Source organism: Arthrobacter endolithicus (assembly GCF_026627425.1).
In the GTDB taxonomy this organism is placed as follows: Bacteria; Actinomycetota; Actinomycetes; order Actinomycetales; family Micrococcaceae; genus Arthrobacter_M.
Window position 1 is genome coordinate 1 of sequence record NZ_JAPNLH010000030.1, and the last position, 22,108, is coordinate 22,108.

Consider the following 22,108-nt stretch of genomic DNA (forward strand, 5'->3'; position numbering starts at 1 on the left):
ACGCCGCCGCACCAACCGGCACGGCACCGGCCTCAACAGTTACCGGAAGGGGTGCCTGGGCAGTCATCACACCCATCATCCCACCCCTTCAACAACCGATTATTTCCTCTACTCAATTATATAACAAAAAGGGCAAAATTAACACTCGCCCAGGCAACGAAACCCCGAGAACGCAGGGCATAGCCACACAGCCGACCATCTCATGTCAGGAGTCCTGAACTCAGCCTTACCCCGGAAGAGATCTCCAAAATATCGGCGCAACAGGGGGCTACAGCTACTGATGGAATTCTGGTCCAGTCGCCAGAAACCTTAGATCGCAAGGCAAAGGTCGCGGGTGCGCGCCCGGGTGATCGACAGCTGCTCCCGGCTGTGGGTGAACCGGCAACCTGAACCAAAATTTCCACAGGGTCGACCGCGACCAGCCCCGATGAGCGGTTCGCAATCTCGAAGTCCGGGCTTCCCCTCGGCCCACGCCTGAGGCGTAAAATAGTGAGAACAGCTGATGGCAAACGCTGGTTCATGGCTAATCCCTGGCAAGCCTGTCTTCACGGATTTACGGGTCGAAGGCCACGAGGGCATCCGGAACGAAAAGCAACCACTCCCCCTTTTACTCACCCTTTTCGGCAAGGTGAACTCCACTTTTTGACGCCAGCTCGCTCGACCCTTTTCCAGCTGTGCGGGTTGCGTCTCTTCCAAGGAAATCACTGGAGGAGCGCGAGAATTCGAATTTGACCCTGCCAGCCGTTTAGGCGTTCGAGCGCAGTCCGGGATGTAACGAGTCGATTATTCGAGATGATGCGGTGTCTTTGACCTCGTACCGTAGGACGAGGTTGGTGCCGGGGTAGCCGGTTTCGTGGCGGTGAGGTGCTCACACAGCTCGGCGATGGCAGTGGTTTTCGCCCGGGTCGGCAGCGAGTAGAGGCGGATGGTGAGGTAGCCGGGTTCCATGGGGGTCGAAGTCTCCTAATTGGCCGAAGGCCTAGCGCATGAGGGCGTGGGCTTCATTGCCGGCTTTGGCGTAGCCAGTGTTGGTGCGGATCTCTCTGGCGATGGTCTTCACGGTGTTGTAGGCGCCCATGCGCATCCCGGTATGGATCAACTTGACCTCGGTATCCAGGACTTGCTGGCCCGGGGCGAGTTGTCCCAGCAGGATCTGCGTCGGGATCTTCTTATGCACCTTCTCAGCTTCTATGAGCGCGTTTTCGGCTTTCCACAATGGTTTCGTCAGGGCATTATGCATGCTGCTAGTCACCAAGACCTGAGCGCACTTGCCCCCCGCCCCGCCTGTGGGGTCCGCAGGGCGGCCAGCGCCGTCTCAACGTCCGCGGCAGCCTCGGCGTGGTTTTTCCTGGCGGTGAGGAGTTTTCGGTGGGACTTCTCTTTGGCGGGGTTGGGGACCAACCGCTTGTCGCCATCGTCACTGGAGGCGTAGGAATCGTGGGAGTCAAGATCGAAGTGCCTGTGGGCGTTGCGAAATTGGTTTTCCTGGCGTCATCGGTTGCCAAGGCGCCAGGCCGCTTCCCCGGCCGGGAGGCGACAACAGTTGGTGGTGAGGATGTGGACCTGCCGGGTCCCACCACTCTTGCCGTTGCCTGTCCCCTGGGTTTTGGCGGGGACGATGCGGCTGAGCTGGCGCATCTGGTACATCTGCCGGGACTTCTTCGTCGTTTGCAGGGGAAGATCAACGAGCATGTCCGCAACGAACCAGGACCGTTCTTCCCCGTGTTCATCAACATGGTTGACCTCGGCGAAGAGGTCTGAGGGACACTCCGCTGTCGGCTTAGGTGATGACGGTAGGCCTTGTCATCCGAAAGAGGATCGGAATCACCTGGTGGCCAGTGTCGATACGTATTTGTTGCGCCTGCGCTTCGAGGTTGGTGGCGACATCACTCAAGTTGAGTCGCCTGGCCGATGCAAGGCGATGGTCCGAGGTGTCACTCCACTGTTCTAGGCTGGCGCAAAAGACGATGTAAATCCCGGCGACACTGTCGACTTCGGGCAAATACCTCGAGGCTAGTTGAGTTTCCTGTGACGACATAAGACCCGCGTTCCATGACCCTTTTACTTCGATGACCACTTTCGTCTCGTTGGGTGGGCCTGAAGTCCCTACGTTGTTGAAGCGGCGTGATTGAACATACAGATCGGTGCGTTCTCCTGCCCCTTGGTGATTTGTGGGTCTAATCATCACCTCACGATTGACGATGACTGCCGTATTTCTGAAGTGCAGATCTAAGGCAAACGCCAAATACGCGCACATGGCGGCCTCTGATTTCGGTTGCCACAGCTCACCGACACCCTCGCCCGTGTAGTTCTTGGGGATCATGTTCCAAAGGAGGTCAGCGAGAATTGACTGGTTGGATTCCAGTTCTGCAATCACTTGGCGGACGACTGATGCCAGTTCTGCGTCCGTGCGTGCAAACCTGCGGTTTGAGGAGGCGAGCAGGCTATTGACCTCGCCCGGCGTCGGTTGTTGCCATTCCGATTCGGACAATCTGTCGCGAATCTCCAAAAGTACTGCACGTAAGTTTAGGTCTTCCGGGTTATGCAAGTGGAGATCTTTCAATTGGGCAAGTGCTTCGGCTGTGCCCACTGCGGCTATTTGAGCTGGTAGGGAGTCTCTCCAGCGGCCAGCCTCCTCTTCAGGGCCTACAGTATGAACGCCCGAGGGAGATGGAACCCGAGGAAAGAGATCGTCGAGCCAGTCGTATTGTTCTCTCAAAGTTGCCGGTGAAAATGCAGTGAGCGGAGGTAGAAACTGCCTCGGTCTCGCGGCAGCCAAAGCCATGTCGCGAGAGAGTATTTCATCGCTTTTTGCCGTCTGCTGGATGACCTGCCACGAGGCGTCCGTGCCGTAAGCAATCAATAGACTGGCCGCCTCGATCGTCCACGATCTGCTGACTTTGTTGTTTGATCTGATGATCCCTTCAAGAAGCGCGAGCCCCCTCGCGGGTTCAGAGTCAACGATCTTCTTGACGATCGCATGCCAGGTCATGAGCTTCATAGATAATTCGTGATCCGGATAACTGGCATCAGCCTGGCCCCCGGCAGCTGCCTTGGACTTCGTCAAACCACCGGCTTCACGAATGTGTTCTTCCAAAGAGCACCATAGCTCCAGAATCTGAGGGTGCCAGGCCGTATCAATGAGCTCGATCTCATCGGAATAAGACCGCCCCTGGGTTTCAATACCAATGCACCGTCTGAGAACAGACATAAAATGCTCTGGCGCATTCGTAAGGCCAAGTTTGAGAAGTGCCTGCCGGCGTTTTCGGGAACTTTCGTCACTGCTGGTAGCCCAAAAGGTGATGATCGAGCCGCACCATTTCGCCCAAGCTATGTCTTCCATTTTGTCTTCACTGCCGGACTGGATTAGGAAGACCAGTGCGACGTAGCCGGCAGTCGCGTATATGTTGTCTACATGCGTTTCCAGCGAATCGTCCGAATGGTCATGGGTAGACTCCAAGTAGGACCTGCTTGCCTCGACCCACAAGCCAGTGTCGGCGCTGGCTATCTTTCCCCACCCAGGAAAGGATGTAATGTCATCGGTGCGGTCGAAGCTGTAGCGGCCAGTATCTAGATCCACCATCATGGCGTTGATGAGGTTCGCATATACCAATGCGTCTGAACCAGGTCGTGCAGCAAGTAGGTCGTCACTCGAGGCAGTCCACTTCTCGACAAAACCGACTCGGCCAGGCCACTGCCGTTGTCCTAGTCTCTTGGCGTATTCGTGTCTCTCTCGAAGCTCCTTAGCCTCCGTTGAATCTATCTCAATAGCTTCGAAGAACTTACAAGCCGTCTTGGCGTAGCGTCTTCCATTGTGGTGCCACAATAGTTCACCCACTCCAGGGTCGTCCATATTCGTGATGGCAAAGACGAAGGCATCAATGACGTCAGCTAGTTCGGATTCGATGTCTGATAGTCCGGCCCCGACGCCGAGAAGCCACTCGAGATCAGGGGGACTCAGGAGGTTGGAGTCCCCGGCGGGTCCGTCGGAAGCGACCATGGTCCTCCATTTGCCTCGATTTGATTGCAATCGTATATTTGAGATCATATGAGCCAAATACCACAGGGTTCCCTCACTTCCACCGCCGATGGCTGCTGCTCTGGCCAAAGATACGACCAATCGTCGTCGTGTCCCTTCAGGGAGAACTTCCTTCCAAAGCTCAACTGGTTCGTCGTCGCCTAGGGAATCAAGGATGATTTTGGCGATGATGTCCATCGCCTCTTGACCAAGGCGAAGTTCCAGTGCTCGGTTGACAATCTGTGCTCGGATTGTGCGCGAAGGGGTGGCTTCGTGCTGGTCGGCTTCGCTGCCCGCAGACTCCGCGGACTCAGAATCCGTGGCCGCGGCACCCGCAAGCCAATTAAGCAGTTCGTCTACGTGTTCTGACGGAATCCTGTCTGAGAGTCCGAGGACGAAAGTCGTCAGAACGCCAAACATCTCCGGGTTAGCGGGTCTCGACAGGTGCAAGCTGAGCTGCGTTGCATCAAGTTCCGTTGGATACATAAGCGTCAATAACTGCCCCCTAAGTTCGTCGAAACGATCAACAGCCAGAATCCTCTCCCGTGTCACCAACGACCCAAGTACCTTTCGCGCAGTGGACTTGGTCTCCTTCACCGAAATATCCCAGGCAACCCTGGCAGCGTGTGCCCGAATGTGAGCAGGTGCCGCTTCATTGTCCAAAGTTGCTAGTAGTGCGGGCAGGAAAATTGGGTCTGGAAGTTGTTCCATCAATCGCAAAACGAGACGGAGCCCAGCTGCAGCGTCCCACGAGGAATCGTCGGACTTTGTGAAGTGGAGGTAGGCATCGTTGACTACGGCGCTTACCCCGTCAAAGCGTAGGAAGTTGAAGTTTCTTTGCCAGCGGAGATTGCTGAGTTCATAGTCCCCTGCGTTCTTCAACAGCACTCTGATGACCATCGTTCGAACTTGGTCTGACGAAATTAGTCGAGCGTGTTCAATGATCGTGAGGGGATCAGCATCTAGAATCCAACCGTTGCGATCCGGATCCATAGCCACGAGCCACGATGCAAACTCCCGATGTGGAGCGGCAATTCTAGAATCCTTCGGAAGATGCGCGGGCACCAGTATCTGTCGGATCTGGTCGGCAGAGGATCCAGAGTCGACGAATCTTTTGGCGGCCAGGAATGCCACGATGGAGCCGTGTCTGAACGTGAAGCCGCTGGTCTGGCTCCCAATGAATAGCGGGCTCCTCAAGACTTGTATGACTATGTCATTCGATACCAGCAACCTTGTGTCGCCGATGCTAAGCCGGCTGCCGACAATTGATTCAGCTGACCATCGATGGTCATCTTCAACCGGAACTCCAGACTCGTGCATAGTAAGTCGACTTGAGATCAGTGAAATGGCGGCCAGCTGTTCGGCAACAAGAAGTAACTCCTCTGTAGAGAAGCTTGGACTACGCCGTCCTGAAGATTCAGCGTCATAGCCCTTCAGGAGTACCGCAGCCGCTCGGTGGAAAACCTGAAGGAGATCGCCAGGGAGCGTTTCATCCGATTCAAATACTCGGGCAAGCATGACCAAGGTCAGTGGATATGCACCGAGGGCACCAAGTCCGCGATCAGCAATCTGCTGGATGAAGGCTGAAGCCCGGCTCAAACTGCAAGACAAGGAGAACTCAGCCATGCTGGTGGCTTGTTCTACGGTTAGAGGTAAAAGGTCGACTGTCTTGGTAGCGACGCCGGCTCGAACAAAGGCATCCTTAGCACCTGCCGGGAAGTCGGCGGTTCGACAAACAACTAGGACCAATACTCCTTGAAGGTTTTTAGGTCCCAGCAACCTTGCGATCCAGTCCAGCAGGCGGGATGATTTTCCCGATTCATCAACCTGGTCTATGACAACAACAAGGTTTGTTTCAGCCCTTTCCTCTTTGCAGGCCACATTGCCCGACCGTGCGCCCGGTTCGGATCGCGGCGACAACTCGGCCAGGTAGCCACCCAATTCATCCCTCGTTGCCTGAAGACTTGCATCAATGTCCTGTGCATGCAGCTCAACTATCGGGCAGCCGGAAATGGAAGCAAGGGATTGTGCCACTTGATGGGACGCCACGCTCTTTCCGATACCCGGTTCGCCCAGTAGAAAAACGACTGAGTGTTTGGAGACAACTTCCGATAGGAAGGTTGGATCCCGGTCAAAATTGCAACAATCGTCGGCTCGGGAAGCGTCAAGAAATCCGGAATCCAACGAGTAGGAGGGTGCAACAGTATTGACATCCGGCAAGTTGGGCATTGGTAGCTCGCTTCGGTCAACGACCATTCGGGGGATGGCAACGAATCGATTGGCGCGCATATTCATCGGGGACTTCTCCAAAATTGGTCAGGTATTCAAGGCATTGGAAACGCCCAACAACAAAAGTGGGCGAATTTCGGGCCGTCAATTGCGACATGGACAGACGACCATCGACCATGGACGGCCGAGGCAACAGGTACGGTTTTTCAATTGCAAGTTGATCCTCCTGAATACCAACTTGGTGAGTTCATCGAACGCCGGCATCCACAGTGCCGACGCGCCTGCTCTAGGAAGAACGCGCATCTTGTCGTTCGCACCTCATACGCACTCGTGCACTAGGCAACGCCGAGCCCGCGGAATTCGTCGTATGCAGCCCGAAAAGTTGCGGTCACATCGCGTCCATTCGCACGCGCCCGACCCATTGGGAGCCGCGGACCCTGCGCGTGCGGGCTGACGAGGGAACGTAGCTCTGCCACGTCGTACTCATGCGCCCAGTCGAGATCATTCGATTCGCGGTCAAACCGAATACAGAGCGCAAGGTCGAAATCGAGGCTGTGGAACTGGAACATGCGGTTGTCTCCTTTCGGCAACGTTCGGGTTTTAACCTGAACGAGACGCCCATTCGTATCTGTCCGGTCATACGCCTTCGTGCCGGGCGGAGGCAACTGGCCGCCGTAGACCGCTAGCGCCAAACCCTCACCAATCTCGCCCTGGATAGCACCTGAGGTGCGTACGACCCCGCGCCTGACAAATTCTCGCTGGATGCAGGCATGTAGATCAAAAAGCTCCGAGAGTGCCAGCGTTTCAAGCTTCAAATCAGTCATGGTCTCACCTTACTGTCCACGGTCAACGGTCGTGGAGCGCCCATCCGACATAGCCAACACGGCACCGCCCGTCTATTTCATACTTTGGCAACGCCCTAAGAAGACTAGCGAACCGCTTGAGAGCTTCCGAGGCCGTCCGATAAAAAACGGTTGCGGGGGGAGCACTTTCGGAGGCTACTGTCAAGCTACAGAAGCCGATGCCATCATTCGAACATTTGCACTGAAATTTGACGCCGTGGCGCAGTTGCCATCGGCTAGAAGCTAAACAGGCTCTTCCGAATCAAGAGTGCAGTTTCGGTCTGAACCCTCCGGATTCCAGCGACATAGGGACGCCGTTGGTGAGATATCTGACTATTTGAGGCTTTGAGGGCTTTCTTTTCGAAAACCGCACAATCAACCGGCTCCCAATGCCGCCTCGACCGCCGGCCTCTCGATCTCGGCGACACCGAATATCACTCGGGCAGCAGGCGTAAAATAGTCAATATGGACAGCAACCTCCAGGCGATTAGGCACCCCACCCGTGGCCCACTCCGCCGAGAAGTTGAACCCGAATACGGACAGCGACACCGGCCCACGAAGAAGAGCTCCCCCTTTACTCCCCCTTTTCAAACAGAAACAACCACCGCCCACGGCATGTCATCATCTTTGAAATCGTCCAAAAGTCCCTAAAACTCAATGTTTTTGAGGGCCAACGACACACCGCGATACCTAGGTGGTGAGATTCTCTTGGCCGTCGGTTCGATTCCGACCCGGGGCACAAAAGGGCCCCTGACCTGCGGTTATATACCGTACGTCAGGGGCCAACGGAGCCAACTTCCCTTTTACTCCCCCAATTCAGCAAATTATTCTCGCGATGCAGCTCCCCTTTTTCGGCTGAGAAGGCTCCTCCTTTTGAAGGAATGCACTAGGACGACGCGAGAATAGTCGGTTCACCCGCGCGGGTACCTTGGCGCTGTGACGGGCGCCGATCAAGCCTTCGATCGGCCTGCTGGTGGCGTGCCGAGTCACCGTGCCTGACGACTGGTGCCACCCATGTGTATGTAGGAGCACCCAGAGACACTGAAAGGCGAATCTCCCACGAAAGTGAAGGGGTCTTTCAACAAATTTTTTGACTACAAATATCCGTATGAAAATGGCCCTGTTCCCGGGATCCAAAAGGAAACCGGGAAAGTGCCAACGTGATTTCAGGTTGAAACGATTGATCTCCGGACGTCGCCGGAAATGGACTTCATAAGGTTGCTGCTCCTACCTCCTGCCGTCATGGTGATGCCACGACGCGGCCGTACTGAGGACAGTAGTGAGCATCGGCTACTATGCGAAAGCCCAAGGATAGGATTCCTGGGCGCCGGCTGATTCAACAGACGCGCCCGCAACCGAGACTCCCAGAGCACACGCATCAAGCAGGGTCATCCCATTGGCTAATCCAGCCGCTACGGCTCCTACAAGCGCGTCACCGGCGCCGGTGGTGTCCACAACGGAAACCCGGCGTGCCGCGACGATTTCGACGCCGTCGTGCTGGCCCACCGCTGCACCTTTTGATCCCAGAGTCACGATGACCGAAGCGAGCCCCGCACCGAGCAATCCACGGCATAGAGCCCGACCATGTTCCACTGGATCGGAGTGTGGAGCCGGAACCACTGAACGCAAGTGAACTAAGACCTGCCCGGCTTCATGCTCGTTGACGATCAGGGGATCCGAGAGAAGGATAGTTTCCGGGCTAAGCCCGATGACCGGGGCCAGGTTCAGCACGATGCGCGTTCCCGGCCCTGCAAGTGACTTAGCCGTCAGCTCTGTGGTTTCCTCGGGTATTTCCCCCTGGAGGACGACCACCGGGCAGCCTTTCAGCTCGGTGAGTGCGGAATCAACGATCGAGGGTGTTACGGCGGAGTTCGCCCCAGGCACCACGATAATGTTGTTTTCGCCGTTATCATCGACCGCCACGACGGCTAAGCCGGTCGGCCCGGCGACACGATGGACGTGACGCAAGTCCACCCCAGCTTCCTGTAGGTAAACTAGGGCCGCTTCGGCGTGTGCGTCATCTCCCACCGCACCGACCATGGCGACCTCAACACCCTGCCGCGCCGCGGCAAGGGCCTGGTTGCTGCCCTTGCCGCCTGGTGAAAGCGTGCCACCCTCGCCCAGTACAGTATGCCCGGGCCCAGGGAGGTCGCGTACCTTCAACAAAAGATCAACATTGATAGAGCCGACCACACCGACAGACGGTTGGTTCATAGCGAACTTTCCGGCCAGAGCGAGATTCTGGACCACCCTACGCCATCTTGCTAACCCAGCGGATGATGCCGTCGAAGATCTCCCGATACCCAGTCCAGTCCTCACAGAACGCAGTGGGCGCCCAGTGCGGCGAGCAGTCGGAGGTGAATACAGCGCTGCGTCCATCGCCCTGTTCGGACAGAGCAATGAGCGGATCGCCGTTGATACTGGCCACCAGCTCGGACCCTTCCTTTAGTACGGTCCTGTTGTAGCCGAGCAATAGTGGCCATTCCTCGCCTGCTGAACCGAGAACCTGATGACCCGGAATGTGCACGACACCGCTCATGCCGGCGGGAAGCTCCCAGCGGTCGTCCTCAGGCAGGATCTCCACGGGCAGCACATCGGCCACTGCTGTATTGCGGAAAGCCGCGCGAGCCTGAATGCCGGAAAACGACAAGTAGCCACCGATCATCACGAGAGCGCCGCCACCTCGCGTCCAGTCGGCTAGTGCCTGGAGGCGGTCCTCGCCAGGAATGAACCGCTCGAAGACACCCGGTGCCAGCTGGATGGAGTTGGCACCGATGTCAGAGAGGACAACCACGTCGTATTCATTCAAGGCAGCCCGATTGCCCGGGAAATCCATGGGGACCTTGTGGGCCGGCATGTGAATCACTTCATGTCCGCTAGCTTCCAAGGCATTTTTCAGCGGGCCTACTCCTTCAACGTATGAATGCACGCTGAACTCGTCAACACCCTTCACGTGGGTAGAGGTTGTCATCCAGCTTTCGCCAGCAATAAGTACTTTTGCCATGATTCCTTCTTAGTTTGTGTTTGAGGCTTGGTGAAAGAGCTGGGCGGGATTTTCGATCAGCATGGAGCTGACCTGTTCACGCCCGAGCCCGCGGTCGGTCAGACGGGATGGAAAGACGAACGGGACATACCCGAATCCGTTGCCTCCGTAGCGGGTCAGCATACCTTTGAGGAACGTGTCGTGACTGAGAAGCAGTTTGTCTTGATGTCCGCCAGCGATCAGTGCACAGATGGCGTCAGCCACCTGTGCCGGCGCAGGGGATTCACCTTCGCCGGGGAAGCGGTAGGGCATCCCGATCATGTCGAAGCAGAGGTAGGTGCCACGTTGGGCCAGCTCGCGCTGGTAACCGGGATCGTCGAATGACGGATCCATATGGCACAGCACCACAGCTTTGGGGTCCACACCACACTCATCCAGCACAATGTCCAAAATACGTTGCCCGACGCGCTGCCACCCGGGCATGTGAATGAACAACGGGACACCGAGTGAGAGCTGAGCATGGGCAGCAGCCCGCAACGATTTTTCTTCGTTGAGAGTGAACCGCGGGGATACCCCGATCTCCCCCAGCACACCGGGGCGGACACCGTCACGGCTAAAGTCCGCAATCATCATCTCGGTCTGATGCTCCTCTGAAGCCTCCAAGTCATCCGGTGATTGGAAGTTCTCCAGGTAGTACCCTGAACCCATGACCACGTTGACTCCGGACCTTTCCGAATAGGACTTCAAGAGTCTAGGATTCCGGCCGAGGCCGGGAGGGGACAGGTCGATGACCGTTCCGCCTCCCATCCTGCCGAAAAGTTGCAAATCCTGAAGCACGGCTGCTTCGTCGTCCAGCCCGACGTTGTCTTGGCTGTTGTAGGGATGTTCGCGCAACACCCACGCAAGGTCAGGGCTGACCGGTCCGTCCAACAGCCCACGGACGATTTCGTCCTCTGCCGGGCTGAAGGCCGGACCTAAACTGTTGGCCAAATGTTCGTGCGGGAGAACAATGCCCAATTCCGTGTGTTCGACGCCTCCTGTCACAGTCTGAACCTGGGTCATTTGCCACTCAGTTTCACGATCAGGTCCGAGAACTGCTTGCCCCGCATGTTGATCCAGATCGCTATCAACAGCACTAGCCCGGTGACGATCGGGGTCAAGAACGGGCTCATCCCGATCAGAGTCAGCCCGTTGGCGATGAGCCCGGTGAGAATAGCACCGATCAGCGTGCCCATGATCGTACCGCGCCCGCCGAAGAGGTCGGTGCCGCCGATGACTACCGCCGCAATGACCGTGAGTTCGAGCCCAACCGCTGAATTCGCCGAGCCAGACCCCAATCGTGCGGCGATCAGGACTCCGGCCACGCCGGCCGCGAAGCCGGAGCAGGCAAAGGCCCACATTTTGATGGCCCGCGTGTTGACACCAGCACGTCGAATCGATTCCTCATCCGAGCCGACCCCGGTGATGTACTGTCCGAAGCGCATCTTGTACATCAAGATCAAGCCCAAGATGACGGCGACTACTGCGATCCAGGCCAGCCACGAGACACCGAGGAGCGTCCCGGATCCGATCTTGCGCATGATCGTGTATTCGGCGATGGGAATTGAGAAGCCCTCAGTGGAAAATAGCGCGAACCCACGGATCACTGACATCGTCGCCAGCGTGACGATGAACGAGGGTATTCCTTGGTAGCTGGTCAGATAGCCATTGACCAGCCCCCAGCCTAGTCCCATGAGGCAGGCCAGGACCATGACGACCGCAGAATCGAGTCCTCCAGCAATCATCTCTGCGGAGGTGGCGGCAATGAACGCCGCGATAGCCCCCACGGACAGATCTATTTGCCCCGCCGTGATGACAAACGTCATCGCGACGCCGATGATCAGCACCGGTGCGATCTGTGTAGCGAGGTTGGACAGGTTTGCCACCGAAAGGAAAACCGGACTGGCGATAGCGAAGAACGCCGCGATCAGCAGCGTGACTGCTGCCATCAGTAACGTCGGCTTGTTCGTCCGTTCGAACCAACTCGGTTGATTGTCAATAAAACGGGGCTTCGTAACGCTAGCAACGTTATGGGACATCAGGAGGCCTCCGGATATTCGGCTTCAGAGCGGGTGATCATGGCAACCAACTTTTCGATGTTTAGATCGCCGATGGGCCGATCGTCTACTGACTTTCCTTCGTACATGGCGGTCACTCGATCACAAACCCGGAAGATGTCCTGCAAACGGTGGGTGATCAGGATAACCCCCACGCCCTCAGCAGCCACGCGCCGAATCAACCGCAGCACTGATTCGACTTCAGCCACGGCCAAGGCCGCCGTCGGCTCATCAAGGATGAGCACATCGGGCTTGAACGACACGGCCCGGGCGATGGCCACCGTCTGGCGCTGGCCGCCGGAGAGGTTACCGACTTCCTGGTAGGTGGATTTAACCCGGACGTGCAGGTCGTTGAGTACCTGAGATGCCAGCCCATGCATGGCCCGGCGGTCCACGAACAGGCCCTTCATCGGTTCGCGTCCGAGGAACAGATTGCTGGCGACGTCTAGCGTGTTGCATAGGGCAAGGTCCTGGTAGACGATGCCGATGTTCTCCTTCTGCGCATCACTGGGGGTGGCGAAGGTAACCGATTTGCCGCGGATCAGGATCTCTCCCTCGTCGTGCTGTTCGGCACCAGCGAGAACCTTCATCAGGGTCGATTTACCGGCGCCGTTGTCTCCGACCAAGCCCAAGACCTCACCACGGCGCAGCTGTAGGTCCACGCCCTGCAGTGACTTCACCGGGCCATAGGATTTCTTGATCCCTCGCAGTTCAACGAGTAGTTCCTTAGTATCCATCGTGCTTACTTCTTCAGGTAGTACATGAAGTCGCCAACGTTTTCCGGCGTCACGATCTGAGTGGGCACTGGAATGTCCTTCTCGACGGTCTTACCACAGGCGAGATCCACTGCCGCGGTCATAGCGTCATAACCGAATTGGAACGTGTTCTGCTGGACGACTCCCTTGACGAAACCTTCTTTGAGTCCGCTCACTGCCGCGTCGGAGAGGTCCCAACCCACCACGTTCGTCTTAGCCTGGGCGCCTTGGTTCTTGACGCCTGATACCAGACCGATGAGTGCCGGCTCACCGGTCGCGTACACATACTTCAGGTCCGGGTTTCCGGTGAGCAAGTTTTCGGCTGACGTCTGTGCGGTTTCTTGGACGTTCTTACCGTCGACGACGGTCCCCACCGTCATGCCCTTGGCCTTGATTGCGTTTTCGAAGCCCTTCTGACGTTCCAGCTGGATGGTCGAGTTCAGGGCGCTCACGACCCCCACTTCCCCGGTATTCCCGGCCAGATCCACGAGGAAGTCTCCCATCTGCGCTCCGCTCTCCTCATTGGACGTTCCGACCTGGGCCAGCACCGACGGGTCCGCGACGATACCGTCTACGGCAACGACCTTAACTCCGGCCTTGGCTGCGGCCTGCAACGAAGGCTTGATGCCCTCGGTGTCGATGGCGGCGACGACGATGGCTTGTACCTTCTTGGCGACCATGTTGTCCACTGCATTGGCCTGCTGCAACGGATCGTCATTGGCGCTGACTATCTGCAGGTCCACACCGGCCTTCGTGGCGATCGTCTCGGCGCCCGTATTGATCTGGTTAAAGAAGAGTGCCTGCAGGTTCGGAGTCACGAGGCCGACCTGAAGTTTGCCACCGCCTGGGGCTTCGCAGCCTGCCGGAAAGGCCGTCGGTGCTGGGATCTCAGACAGGCTCGATGCGCCGGAGGCGACCGAGGTCTCCGTAGGCGCTGGGGCCGAATCGCAACCGGTGATAGAGAGGGTGAGCACCGCTATAGAGAGTGCCACTATCGAAAACTTCTTCATTTTTCTTTCCTTTTCTGACGATGTAATTATTTTTGAAGATTCGGAGACGTGTTCACGTTGGCCATCAGGGCATGGACCTCCTTGGCACGTGGCGCAGCTCTGGCACCATGCGAAAGGCACGATAAAGAGGCGCCGCCGGAAGCGGTCAGGGCCGCCTCACGACTAGAGGTTCCTGCGGCGAGGGAAGCGATATAAATGCCGGCAAAGCAATCGCCGGCACCGGTGTCATCCACGACCTGCGCTGGAAAGGCTGGGGCATGCCAAGGTTCGGATCCGGGCTCCAGCAGGGTGAGACCAGCCTCTCCGCGGGTTACCACAATCGTGGTTCCGAAACTTTCGGCGAGGTCACCAAGTTCTTGCTCGGAGAATCCGCACGTATTCATGAAGGTCTTATACGATCCGAGCAGATGACGCGATGCCCGCGCAGCCCTGACGATGTGTTCCTTTTCCAAGGCGCCATCCACATCGACGACGATGTTTAGACCGTCCGGCTCAATAAGCCACTCCCGATCCCAGCGGTAGCCGTCGATGTAGACCCAGTGGCCTGCCCCCGGCTCAATCTGGGCGAGGAAGCTCGCCAGCCTAGGCGTGTCCAGCGAATCGTCCTGGCTGATGACGGCGCGCTCGCCCTTTCCATCCACGAGGATGACTGCGTAGGAGAGGAATCCCTCGCGGCTGGTGTGGTCAGTGGAGATGCCCTCTGTGTGCAGGGCGGCGAGGAAAGCCGTGGATTCTGCATCCGTGCCCACGGCTCCCACGAAGTGGGTCCGAGCGCCGAACCTGGCCGCGGCGACGGCGGCATTGGCGGCCATGCCTCCGTCAAGAGACTGAATGGATTTGGCATGGACGCGTGCGCCCGCCAAGGGCACGGTAGGGAGCCTCACTAACAGATCTCGGTTGCCATACCCGCAAAAGTAGATCGTCGAATCCATAGCTACAGTCCGGCCGCTCGTGCCACTGCCGCAACTTTGGCCGAGTCCGCTCTGCCCCACCAGCGTCCGTTGTCCTTGACCGAGGAGGCGACGATCGCCCCGTTGCATTCGTCCAGGAGCGCGGAAACGTTGTCCGCTGTGATGCCAGAACCGATGATGACCGGCAGGATGGTGTTCTGCCGAATTCCGCGCACCTCATCGGGGCTGGCGGCGCTTCCCGTCCGTGATCCCGTGGCGATCAGAACATCGGCAGCGAAGAACTCGGCATCTTCGGTTTGCTCGGCGAGTGTCCGGTCGGCGACTATCGCATGGGCGCCGTGTTTGACGTGGACATCGGCGAAAACTCGTATGTCGTGCGCTTGGATCCGGGCGCGAAACCGGGTCGTTTTAGCGGCCTGTCCCTCAATGATGCCCTCGTTAGCCACGTAGGCGTTCGCCCACTGGTTGACGCGGATCCAGCCTGCACCCGCCGCGTGCGCTGCGGCGATAGAACATTCGCCTGCGTTAGACAGGATACTTACTCCCACACGAGGACCGAACTCCTCAACAATCCGGCGGGTGATGACGGCCATGGCCGCTGCCGTCTCGTATCCGTGTTCGCCCGGTTTCTGGAATGGCATATCCCAGTGGTTTTCTACGATGATGCTGGTGAAGCCGTTTTCCAGATACGTACTGGCCTCTGCCAAACCATAGTCGGCGATCTCGCTGATCGCTTGCCCTGAGTATGTGGGACTGCCAGGCAAAGCGGGCAGGTGGACCGCGCCAACCAGGACGCGCTCGGCGCTCATGAGCTCTTGAATAGCGGACGGCCTCCCCGGATACACACCCAGTTCCTTGGTCATCTTGAACCCTTTCTAAGTTGTTGAGACAACGTTGTCTCAGGCGAATAGAGACGAGCCTATGACCTATGCCACGTTCTGGTCAAGACATTTCTTCGATGTTTCCCCTGTATTTCAGCCAAGTAGCCGACTTCCCGCGATTTTCCCTCCGCCCGCCGTCACCGATGCGTTCGTTCGGGTCTTAGGGTAATCTCAGGCATAACAATGGATTTGGAGAATACGTATTCTCATTGGAGGGCACTTGGAGAAAGTAACCATCAAAACGGTGGCCGCCCATGCGGGCGTGTCCATGTCGACAGTGTCCCGGGCTCTGGCGGGTTCAACCACCGTTGATCCTGAACTGCGTAAGGCTGTCGTCCAATCCGCCCAACAGCTCGGATATGCGCGCAATTCCATTGCCAGCGCGCTACGTAGCTCCAAGACCAGAAGTGTCGGAATGGTCGTACCCGAAATCGCCAACCCCTTCGTCACCGACCTAGTTCAAGAGGTGGAAGATGCGCTGCACATGGCGGGCTACCAGCTCCTGCTGTGCAACGCACACCAAGACCCCCTCAGGGAACGCGAGGCCCTCACCTCACTCATCTCCCGACAAGTGGACGGCCTCATCATCAGCCCCGTTGACTCGGTCGACAGCATGGAAGGCGTCCGCGCGGCTGCCAGTTCCACCCGGCTGGTTCAGATCGATCAGCGGATTGAGGGGCTGGATGCTGACTGGGTGGGCGTCGACGACGAACAGGGTATCCGGCTCGTCCTGGAACATCTGGCTTCGATGGGTGCCCAGAGCGCAGGATTCGTCGGCTCCATCGAAGCCGATTCCTCGTCCTCTAGTCGACTTAGAGCGTTCCACAGAATTTGCTTCGAACTGGGAATCACCGTTAAGCCTGCCGATGTCCGGCTGGGTGCCTACAGTGCATCATTCGGTCGTCAAGCGACCAAAGCTCTGATCGACGGTGGCAACCTACCTGACGCTCTCGTGTGCGGGGCAGACATCATCGCCATCGGCGCCCTGCAAACCTGTCACGAGCGCGGCATCTCGGTTCCGGATTCACTCTCGGTGACAGGATTTGATGACATTGAGTTCGCCAAGTTGTGTACCCCGCAGCTGACCACCGTCCGACAGCCGCTGAAGGCCATGGCTAAACAGGCCGTACAACTGGTGCTATCAGACAGAGAGAGCGTCGAAGCCACGACCAAGTCAGCGTTTTCGCCGCGCCTGGTAGAACGACGCAGTACTAATCCGAGATCCAATGTGGAAGGACTCTCATGAATAAGACCGAGACCCGCGAATTCTTGCAAGATCTGATCAGGATCCCGTCGGATTCCCGCGATACGACTGCTCAACGCGGCATACAGAAAACCATCACCGCTATGCTGATTTCACGGGAGCCCCTTCTCGCCGTTACCTGCCAGTCAGAGGTGAAGCATCCTTGGACACTGATCCGAAGTCCCCAATCCAGCGGTAACATGCTCATCTTCGCCTGCCACGTGGACACGGTGCCCATCGGCGATGAATCGGACTGGACCCATCCACCTTTTGCCGCAGTCATTGCGAATGGAAGGATCCATGGGCGTGGGTCTGTTGATATGAAAGGTGGCATTGCGGTGGCTGCAGCAGCCCTTTTGACTGCCGCCAAGTTGGGCCGCAACGTCGGACTGCTGCTCACCTCCGACGAGGAAGTCGGATCCTTGGGTGCTTCGGGTGCCGCTACATCGCTTGTGGGCCAAGAAGTTGGAGCGGTAATTATCCCCGAAGCCACGGAAAACAAGGTGATCTTAGGTCACCGCGGGGCCATGTGGCTCAGGCTACGGTCAGTCGGCCTGGCGGCCCACGGCAGTACGCCCGAGCGCGGAGTGAACGCCGCCCAGAAGATTTTTAAGGCACTGGAGCGCGCCATCGACGAACTACCACTGACATCCAACGCCCAGCTCGGCAAAGAGTCCTGGAACCTAGGAATCCTGGAATCAGGAACGGCGCCGAACATCGTTCCTGAGCTGGCACACGCAACCATAGACATGCGCACTGTTACCGACGGATTGGCACTTCGTGATTGGTGGGAACGACAGCCCGAGATCGACCACGTAGAGACCTTGCTCGAGCTTCCACCATTGCGGACCGAGGTGTCAGCGTGGACCGATTCACTTCCGGCCGCCGTGACCTCCACCCCCGCCCCCTACTTCACAGACGGTTCGATCATCAGCAAGTCTCTGCCGGGGGTACCCGTGATCATCTGGGGGCCCGGCGAGCCCGCACAAATGCACGCACGAGACGAATCATTGGGAATCGATTCACTAGACGAAGCCTATGACCATTTCCAACACGTCGTTATCAGCTGCGACGCACTGTAGCTCGCCCAGCAGGAAGGCCGGGGCAGCTTCACCGAGACAGCTCCGGTGAACTAGTAATGCCAGAGCAAACTGCAAGTTTTCGTTTACGCCATAAATACAAATGATGGAACCCCACCGCCAGCAGTGACGGTGGGGCCCATTACTTTATGAGGTTCGCACCCATTGTTTCAGATTAGAGTCATATTTTACCCAGTGACCTTTGGGATCTGCCATCGAGCCTTCAAGGAACATGCGATCGCCATGTTCCGGCTCGTCAGTAATAGCACGGTCCCGGTTCACTCCGTGCCCCGTCCAGCGCCATTCTTGGCAGGAGTGTTCATCTCATAGGAACGTCCGCGCCCAGGTGTAGGTGGTAAAGGTTCATCCTTGACGACCGTCCGCTGGATACCTGTATTCGCGCCACGCGGACCCTTGATGTCATACAGACCGGAAGCCGGAGCCTTGGTGCCTGGCGTCAACTTTTTGTTCATCCTGTAAGTCCTAAAACTAGGTTGGAACCAACACCTCTCTGGCGTGTACCAGATCTACATCTAGGATGTAGGATTTTGCTATCCCGTCGAAGGATTACTAAGCCCCAGTTGGTTCCAGCTTCCCCCGAAGCTTGTGCAACTGGGGTTTTTCTTTACCGAAGACCAACTCGAATCCGATGATGTAGATACTACATGTAGTGGAATGAACGAAGGTCAACCACTACATGATGTATTGCAAGTATGTCTTTTTATGCAAAGTCCGTCCACAGACGCGAAGAATGAAAAGCGCGAGAAATCAACGTTTAAATTGAGCTGTCCACAGACTGTGGAGTATCTAGCCACAAATTATCCGCCCGCGTGTCGGTCTCGTCGGCGTGTCGCATGAAACACTTTCGTCCATCAGGGCGCAAAAAGTGGCCCTTCAGAATTGAGGGTGTAGTTTCGGTCTGAATTCTCCGGATTCCAGCAACGAGATGGGGAGGTCGTTGGTGAGATTCCTGAACCTGAGGGCTGAATCGTTGAGGTCTTCCTTGTCGAAAACCACACAATCAAACAACTTTCAATACCGCCTTAATCGCCGGCCTCTCGATCTCGGCGACACCGACCATGGCTCTGGCAGCAGGCGTAAAATAGTCACCATGGACAGCGATCTCCACGCGATTTAGCATCACGCACACGAGCGACTGTGCAAAGAATTTGAACCCCCACTTCGACTGTGCCATCGGCCCATCCAAAGGCGCTCCCCCCTTTACTCCCCCTTTTCAAACAAAAACAACCGGCGTCTACAGCATCAGGGCTCTTGACATGGCGATTTAGTGGTAGCGCAACTTCGTTGAATTGGCAGGGTTTTCATGTTGGCTCGGGCTGTTAATTTCCTGCCCTTTGTGAGATAATAAAGGCGTGATGATTTTCGTTGTGGGTGGATGAAACAATGGTTTCAATGACCACCCAGACTGACCTTCCTGTGCTGGCCGACCTTGGCGCCAAACTCATCGGCGAGCGTGCCGCACTGCTCGAGAACGCGGGCGGCGGCAAGGTCTTCATCAACGGTCAGTTGGCATTTGTCTGGGAGCCCGGCCAAGACGGAGTGCGCCGGTTCGCTGCCTCCCAGCTCGTGGATTCTGGCGTGGCCCAGGTCAATGAAGTCGCCGCCGGTTTCGGCATCAATACCGAGTCACTACGGCGCTGGCGCAAGTCCCTTGAAAACACCGGATTGATGGGACTCGCCCCAGTGAAAAAGGGCCCCAAGCGTCCCTCGCTACTCACACAGGAAAAGGCAGCAGAGATCCGCGCTCATCGTGCCGGTGGCGCGAGCCTGAGGGCAACCGCAGCAGCGACCGGAGTCTCCACCGACACGGTCCGGCGCGCCATGGCCATGACCGAACCCTCTCTGGATCAGGCCACCACGACCGATCCTGCAGCCGTGGTTGACAAGTCACCCGCCCAGCAGGAATTACCGCTCACACCTGCCCCGCTGGATCGTTCCGGTGAACGCTCCGCTGCCAGGGCGGGGCTGCTGCAATCGGCCGCCCCGATCTTTGCCCCTGCCACCGGTGCGCGGCATGCTGGCTTGTTTCTGGCCCTGCCTGCTCTGGAAACCACCGGCCTACTCTCCTGCGCTAAGGAAGTGTACGGTGCGCTGCCGAACGGGTTCTACGGGCTGGAAACCATCTTGACCGATGCCGTGCTGCGTGCGTTGGCGGGGGAATCCAGGGCTGAGGGAGCCACCCGCTTCGACCCCCAGGAGCTTGGCCGGGTGTTGGGGATGGATCGGGCCCCGGAAGTAAAAACCATCCGCCGCAAAATCAACCAACTCGCCCAGACCGGCAAAGCCGGAGAGCTGATCGCGACCTTGGCTGCCCACCACCTGGCCGGTACGGGCCCAGGCGGGGAGGACCTGGCTGCGATCCTCTATGTTGATGGGCACGTACGCGCCTACCAAGGAACGAAGAAGATCGGGAAGCTCTACTCGACCCGGTTGAAGTTCCCCGTCCCAGCGACCGAGGAAACCTGGGTCAGTGACGCTCATGGGGCTCCCGTGTTCGTTGTCATGGCTGCCCCGGGCGCATCCCTGGCCGGTGAACTGCGCCGGCTCCTGCCAGAACTACGCACAGCCGTCGGAGACAGCCGGCGCGTGCTCGTCGGTTTTGACCGGGGCGGCTGGTCACCAGCCCTGTTCAAATACATGGATGAGTCAGGCTTCGATGTACTGACCTGGTTCAAAGGCACCACACCAGACATCAAGGAAGAACACTTCCACGAGGTCTCCCACACCGACGAGCACCGTGAAGTAAAAACGTGGGAAGTGGCGGACACGCTCGTTGACCTGCCCCTGACAGCGACAAAGAAAACCGGTGAAGTGTTCCAGATCCGACAGATCAGCCGAACCGTTCCAACCACTGGTGGCGGCACCCGTCAGATCCACATCCTCACCACAGACCGGGCTCTCCCGGCTGGGGAAGTGGTGTATCGCATGGGCAACCGGTGGCGGCAGGAAAACCAGTTCCGCTACGCCCGCATGCACTTCGACTTGGACTCCCACGACTCCTACGCCAGCACCGATGACGACGAGGATCGGCTGGTTCCATACCCGTCAAAAGCCAGGGCCTATCAAAAAGTTGTGGCCGCCCGCAGTGCTCATGCCGAGGCTGCTGCCATTGCCGATAATAACCTGATGGCGCTGAAAACCCCGGCAGAAGGCAGCAAGGAACTTTCCGTTACGGTCACCAGTGCCATGCACAACCAAGCCATGGCACCCTTGTGGGAAGCAGAAGCACCGTTGATCCAAGCGGAGAAAATCCACAAAAGAATCCCGGCCAAAATCCGGATCGGGGACCTGAACCCGGGCCAGCAAGTCCTGGACACCGAAACGAAAATGATCCATACCGGGATCCGCATGGCCGCCTACAACACCGCGATGACCCTCGCCAGGGAGATCCGCACCAACACCGGCTACGCCCGCGCCAACCAGGAAGCCCACGCCCTGATGCGCCAAGCCCTCAACCAAGGCGGCGACATCGACACCAGCACTCCCGGCTACCTCACCATTACCCTGGATCCGCTACCCACCCAAGCCAAAACCACGGCCATCGCACAGCTCTGCGAACACCTCACCAGCACCAAAGCCCGCTACCCAGGCACCGACCTCATCCTGCGCTATAAAATCAAAAACAGCGCCTGACCCCACCTCAATTACCTCACCATGTCAAGAGTCCTGAGCATGTCACCATCTTTGAAATCGTCCGAAAGGCCCTAAAACTCAATGTTTTTGAGGGTTAATGAAACACCCTCATATCCGAGCGGTGAGATTCTCTTGGCCGCCGGTTCGAGTCCGACCCGGGGCACAAAAGGGTTTCTGACCTGCGGTTATTCTCCGCAGGTCTGTGAATTTTAGGGCCAAACCCGCCCCAACTCCCCCAATTCAGCAAAATTTTCTTCAGAGTCAACTCCCCTTTTCAGTAAAGCGAACTTCCCTTTTCGTCTCCAGAAGAACCCAATTCGCTACTGTTTTGCCTCCAGCCGTCAATGGACCAACAAGCATCCAGCCACCTTCAGCGCAGACTAGACCACGGAACCCCGATCAGTTGC

General features: G+C 57.5%; 17 protein-coding genes. 4 read left to right on the forward strand and 13 right to left on the reverse strand.

What is annotated here, in order from left to right; genetic code table 11:
* Positions 1–783: 783 nt before the first annotated feature.
* Both OS914_RS17025 and OS914_RS17030 read right to left on the reverse strand, forming a co-directional pair.
* Positions 784–948 carry a hypothetical protein gene (locus OS914_RS17025; RefSeq protein ID WP_267547247.1) on the reverse strand — a complete coding sequence of 55 codons (165 nt, stop codon included), beginning with the start codon at positions 946–948 and terminating at the stop codon, positions 784–786.
* Between the two features lie 31 nt (positions 949–979).
* Positions 980–1,240, reverse strand: a complete 261-nt coding sequence (locus OS914_RS17030) for a hypothetical protein (RefSeq protein WP_267547248.1) — start codon at positions 1,238–1,240, stop codon at positions 980–982.
* Positions 1,241–1,368: 128 nt separating this feature from the next.
* Here OS914_RS17030 and OS914_RS17035 point away from each other — a divergent pair, with 128 nt between their 5' ends.
* A complete protein-coding gene (locus OS914_RS17035) occupies positions 1,369–1,761 on the forward strand; it encodes a hypothetical protein (RefSeq protein WP_267547249.1) in 393 nt (130 codons plus the stop codon).
* A gap of 19 nt (positions 1,762–1,780) precedes the next feature.
* Here OS914_RS17035 and OS914_RS17040 read toward each other — a convergent pair whose 3' ends face one another.
* The 10 genes from OS914_RS17040 to OS914_RS17085 all read right to left on the reverse strand — a co-directional run bounded on the left by OS914_RS17040 (position 1,781) and on the right by OS914_RS17085 (position 15,707).
* Complete coding sequence (locus tag OS914_RS17040; protein WP_267547250.1) at positions 1,781–6,313, reverse strand: NACHT domain-containing protein; 4,533 nt, start codon at positions 6,311–6,313, stop codon at positions 1,781–1,783.
* Positions 6,314–6,582: 269 nt separating this feature from the next.
* A complete protein-coding gene (locus OS914_RS17045) occupies positions 6,583–7,071 on the reverse strand; it encodes a DUF6998 domain-containing protein (RefSeq protein WP_267547251.1) in 489 nt (162 codons plus the stop codon).
* 1,311 nt (positions 7,072–8,382) lie between these two features.
* Positions 8,383–9,303: a ribokinase gene (locus tag OS914_RS17050; protein WP_267547252.1), complete on the reverse strand. Its 921-nt coding sequence runs from the start codon at positions 9,301–9,303 to the stop codon at positions 8,383–8,385.
* A gap of 37 nt (positions 9,304–9,340) precedes the next feature.
* The gene (locus OS914_RS17055) at positions 9,341–10,093 is read right to left on the reverse strand and encodes a glutamine amidotransferase (protein WP_267547253.1); all 753 of its coding nucleotides are present in this window, start codon (positions 10,091–10,093) and stop codon (positions 9,341–9,343) included.
* A gap of 9 nt (positions 10,094–10,102) precedes the next feature.
* On the reverse strand, positions 10,103–11,116 hold the full coding sequence (locus OS914_RS17060) for a phosphotriesterase family protein (protein WP_267547254.1): 1,014 nt from the start codon (positions 11,114–11,116) through the stop codon (positions 10,103–10,105).
* A 14-nt stretch (positions 11,117–11,130) separates the two neighbouring features.
* The gene (locus OS914_RS17065) at positions 11,131–12,060 is read right to left on the reverse strand and encodes an ABC transporter permease (protein ID WP_267547255.1); all 930 of its coding nucleotides are present in this window, start codon (positions 12,058–12,060) and stop codon (positions 11,131–11,133) included.
* Between the two features lie 89 nt (positions 12,061–12,149).
* Positions 12,150–12,905 (reverse strand): ATP-binding cassette domain-containing protein, encoded by a 756-nt coding sequence (locus tag OS914_RS17070; protein WP_267547256.1) that lies wholly within the window; start codon positions 12,903–12,905, stop codon positions 12,150–12,152.
* Between the two features lie 5 nt (positions 12,906–12,910).
* Complete coding sequence (locus tag OS914_RS17075; RefSeq protein WP_267547257.1) at positions 12,911–13,933, reverse strand: substrate-binding domain-containing protein; 1,023 nt, start codon at positions 13,931–13,933, stop codon at positions 12,911–12,913.
* A 26-nt stretch (positions 13,934–13,959) separates the two neighbouring features.
* A complete protein-coding gene (locus OS914_RS17080; protein WP_267547258.1) occupies positions 13,960–14,817 on the reverse strand; it encodes a PfkB family carbohydrate kinase in 858 nt (285 codons plus the stop codon).
* 50 nt (positions 14,818–14,867) lie between these two features.
* The gene (locus tag OS914_RS17085; RefSeq protein ID WP_267547259.1) at positions 14,868–15,707 is read right to left on the reverse strand and encodes a BtpA family protein; all 840 of its coding nucleotides are present in this window, start codon (positions 15,705–15,707) and stop codon (positions 14,868–14,870) included.
* Between the two features lie 238 nt (positions 15,708–15,945).
* Between OS914_RS17085 and OS914_RS17090 the strand changes: the two genes are divergently transcribed.
* Positions 15,946–16,971 carry a LacI family DNA-binding transcriptional regulator gene (locus tag OS914_RS17090; RefSeq protein ID WP_267547260.1) on the forward strand — a complete coding sequence of 342 codons (1,026 nt, stop codon included), beginning with the start codon at positions 15,946–15,948 and terminating at the stop codon, positions 16,969–16,971.
* A complete protein-coding gene (locus OS914_RS17095) occupies positions 16,968–18,050 on the forward strand; it encodes a M20 family metallopeptidase (RefSeq protein ID WP_267547261.1) in 1,083 nt (360 codons plus the stop codon). Before OS914_RS17090 ends, OS914_RS17095 begins: the two co-directional genes overlap by 4 nt.
* A gap of 1,018 nt (positions 18,051–19,068) precedes the next feature.
* Here OS914_RS17095 and OS914_RS17100 read toward each other — a convergent pair.
* Positions 19,069–19,242, reverse strand: coding sequence for a hypothetical protein (locus tag OS914_RS17100; protein ID WP_267547262.1), 174 nt, complete (start codon positions 19,240–19,242; stop codon positions 19,069–19,071).
* Between the two features lie 218 nt (positions 19,243–19,460).
* Here OS914_RS17100 and OS914_RS17105 point away from each other — a divergent pair, with 218 nt between their 5' ends.
* A complete protein-coding gene (locus OS914_RS17105; protein WP_267547263.1) occupies positions 19,461–21,701 on the forward strand; it encodes a putative transposase in 2,241 nt (746 codons plus the stop codon).
* Positions 21,702–22,108 lie beyond the last annotated feature (407 nt).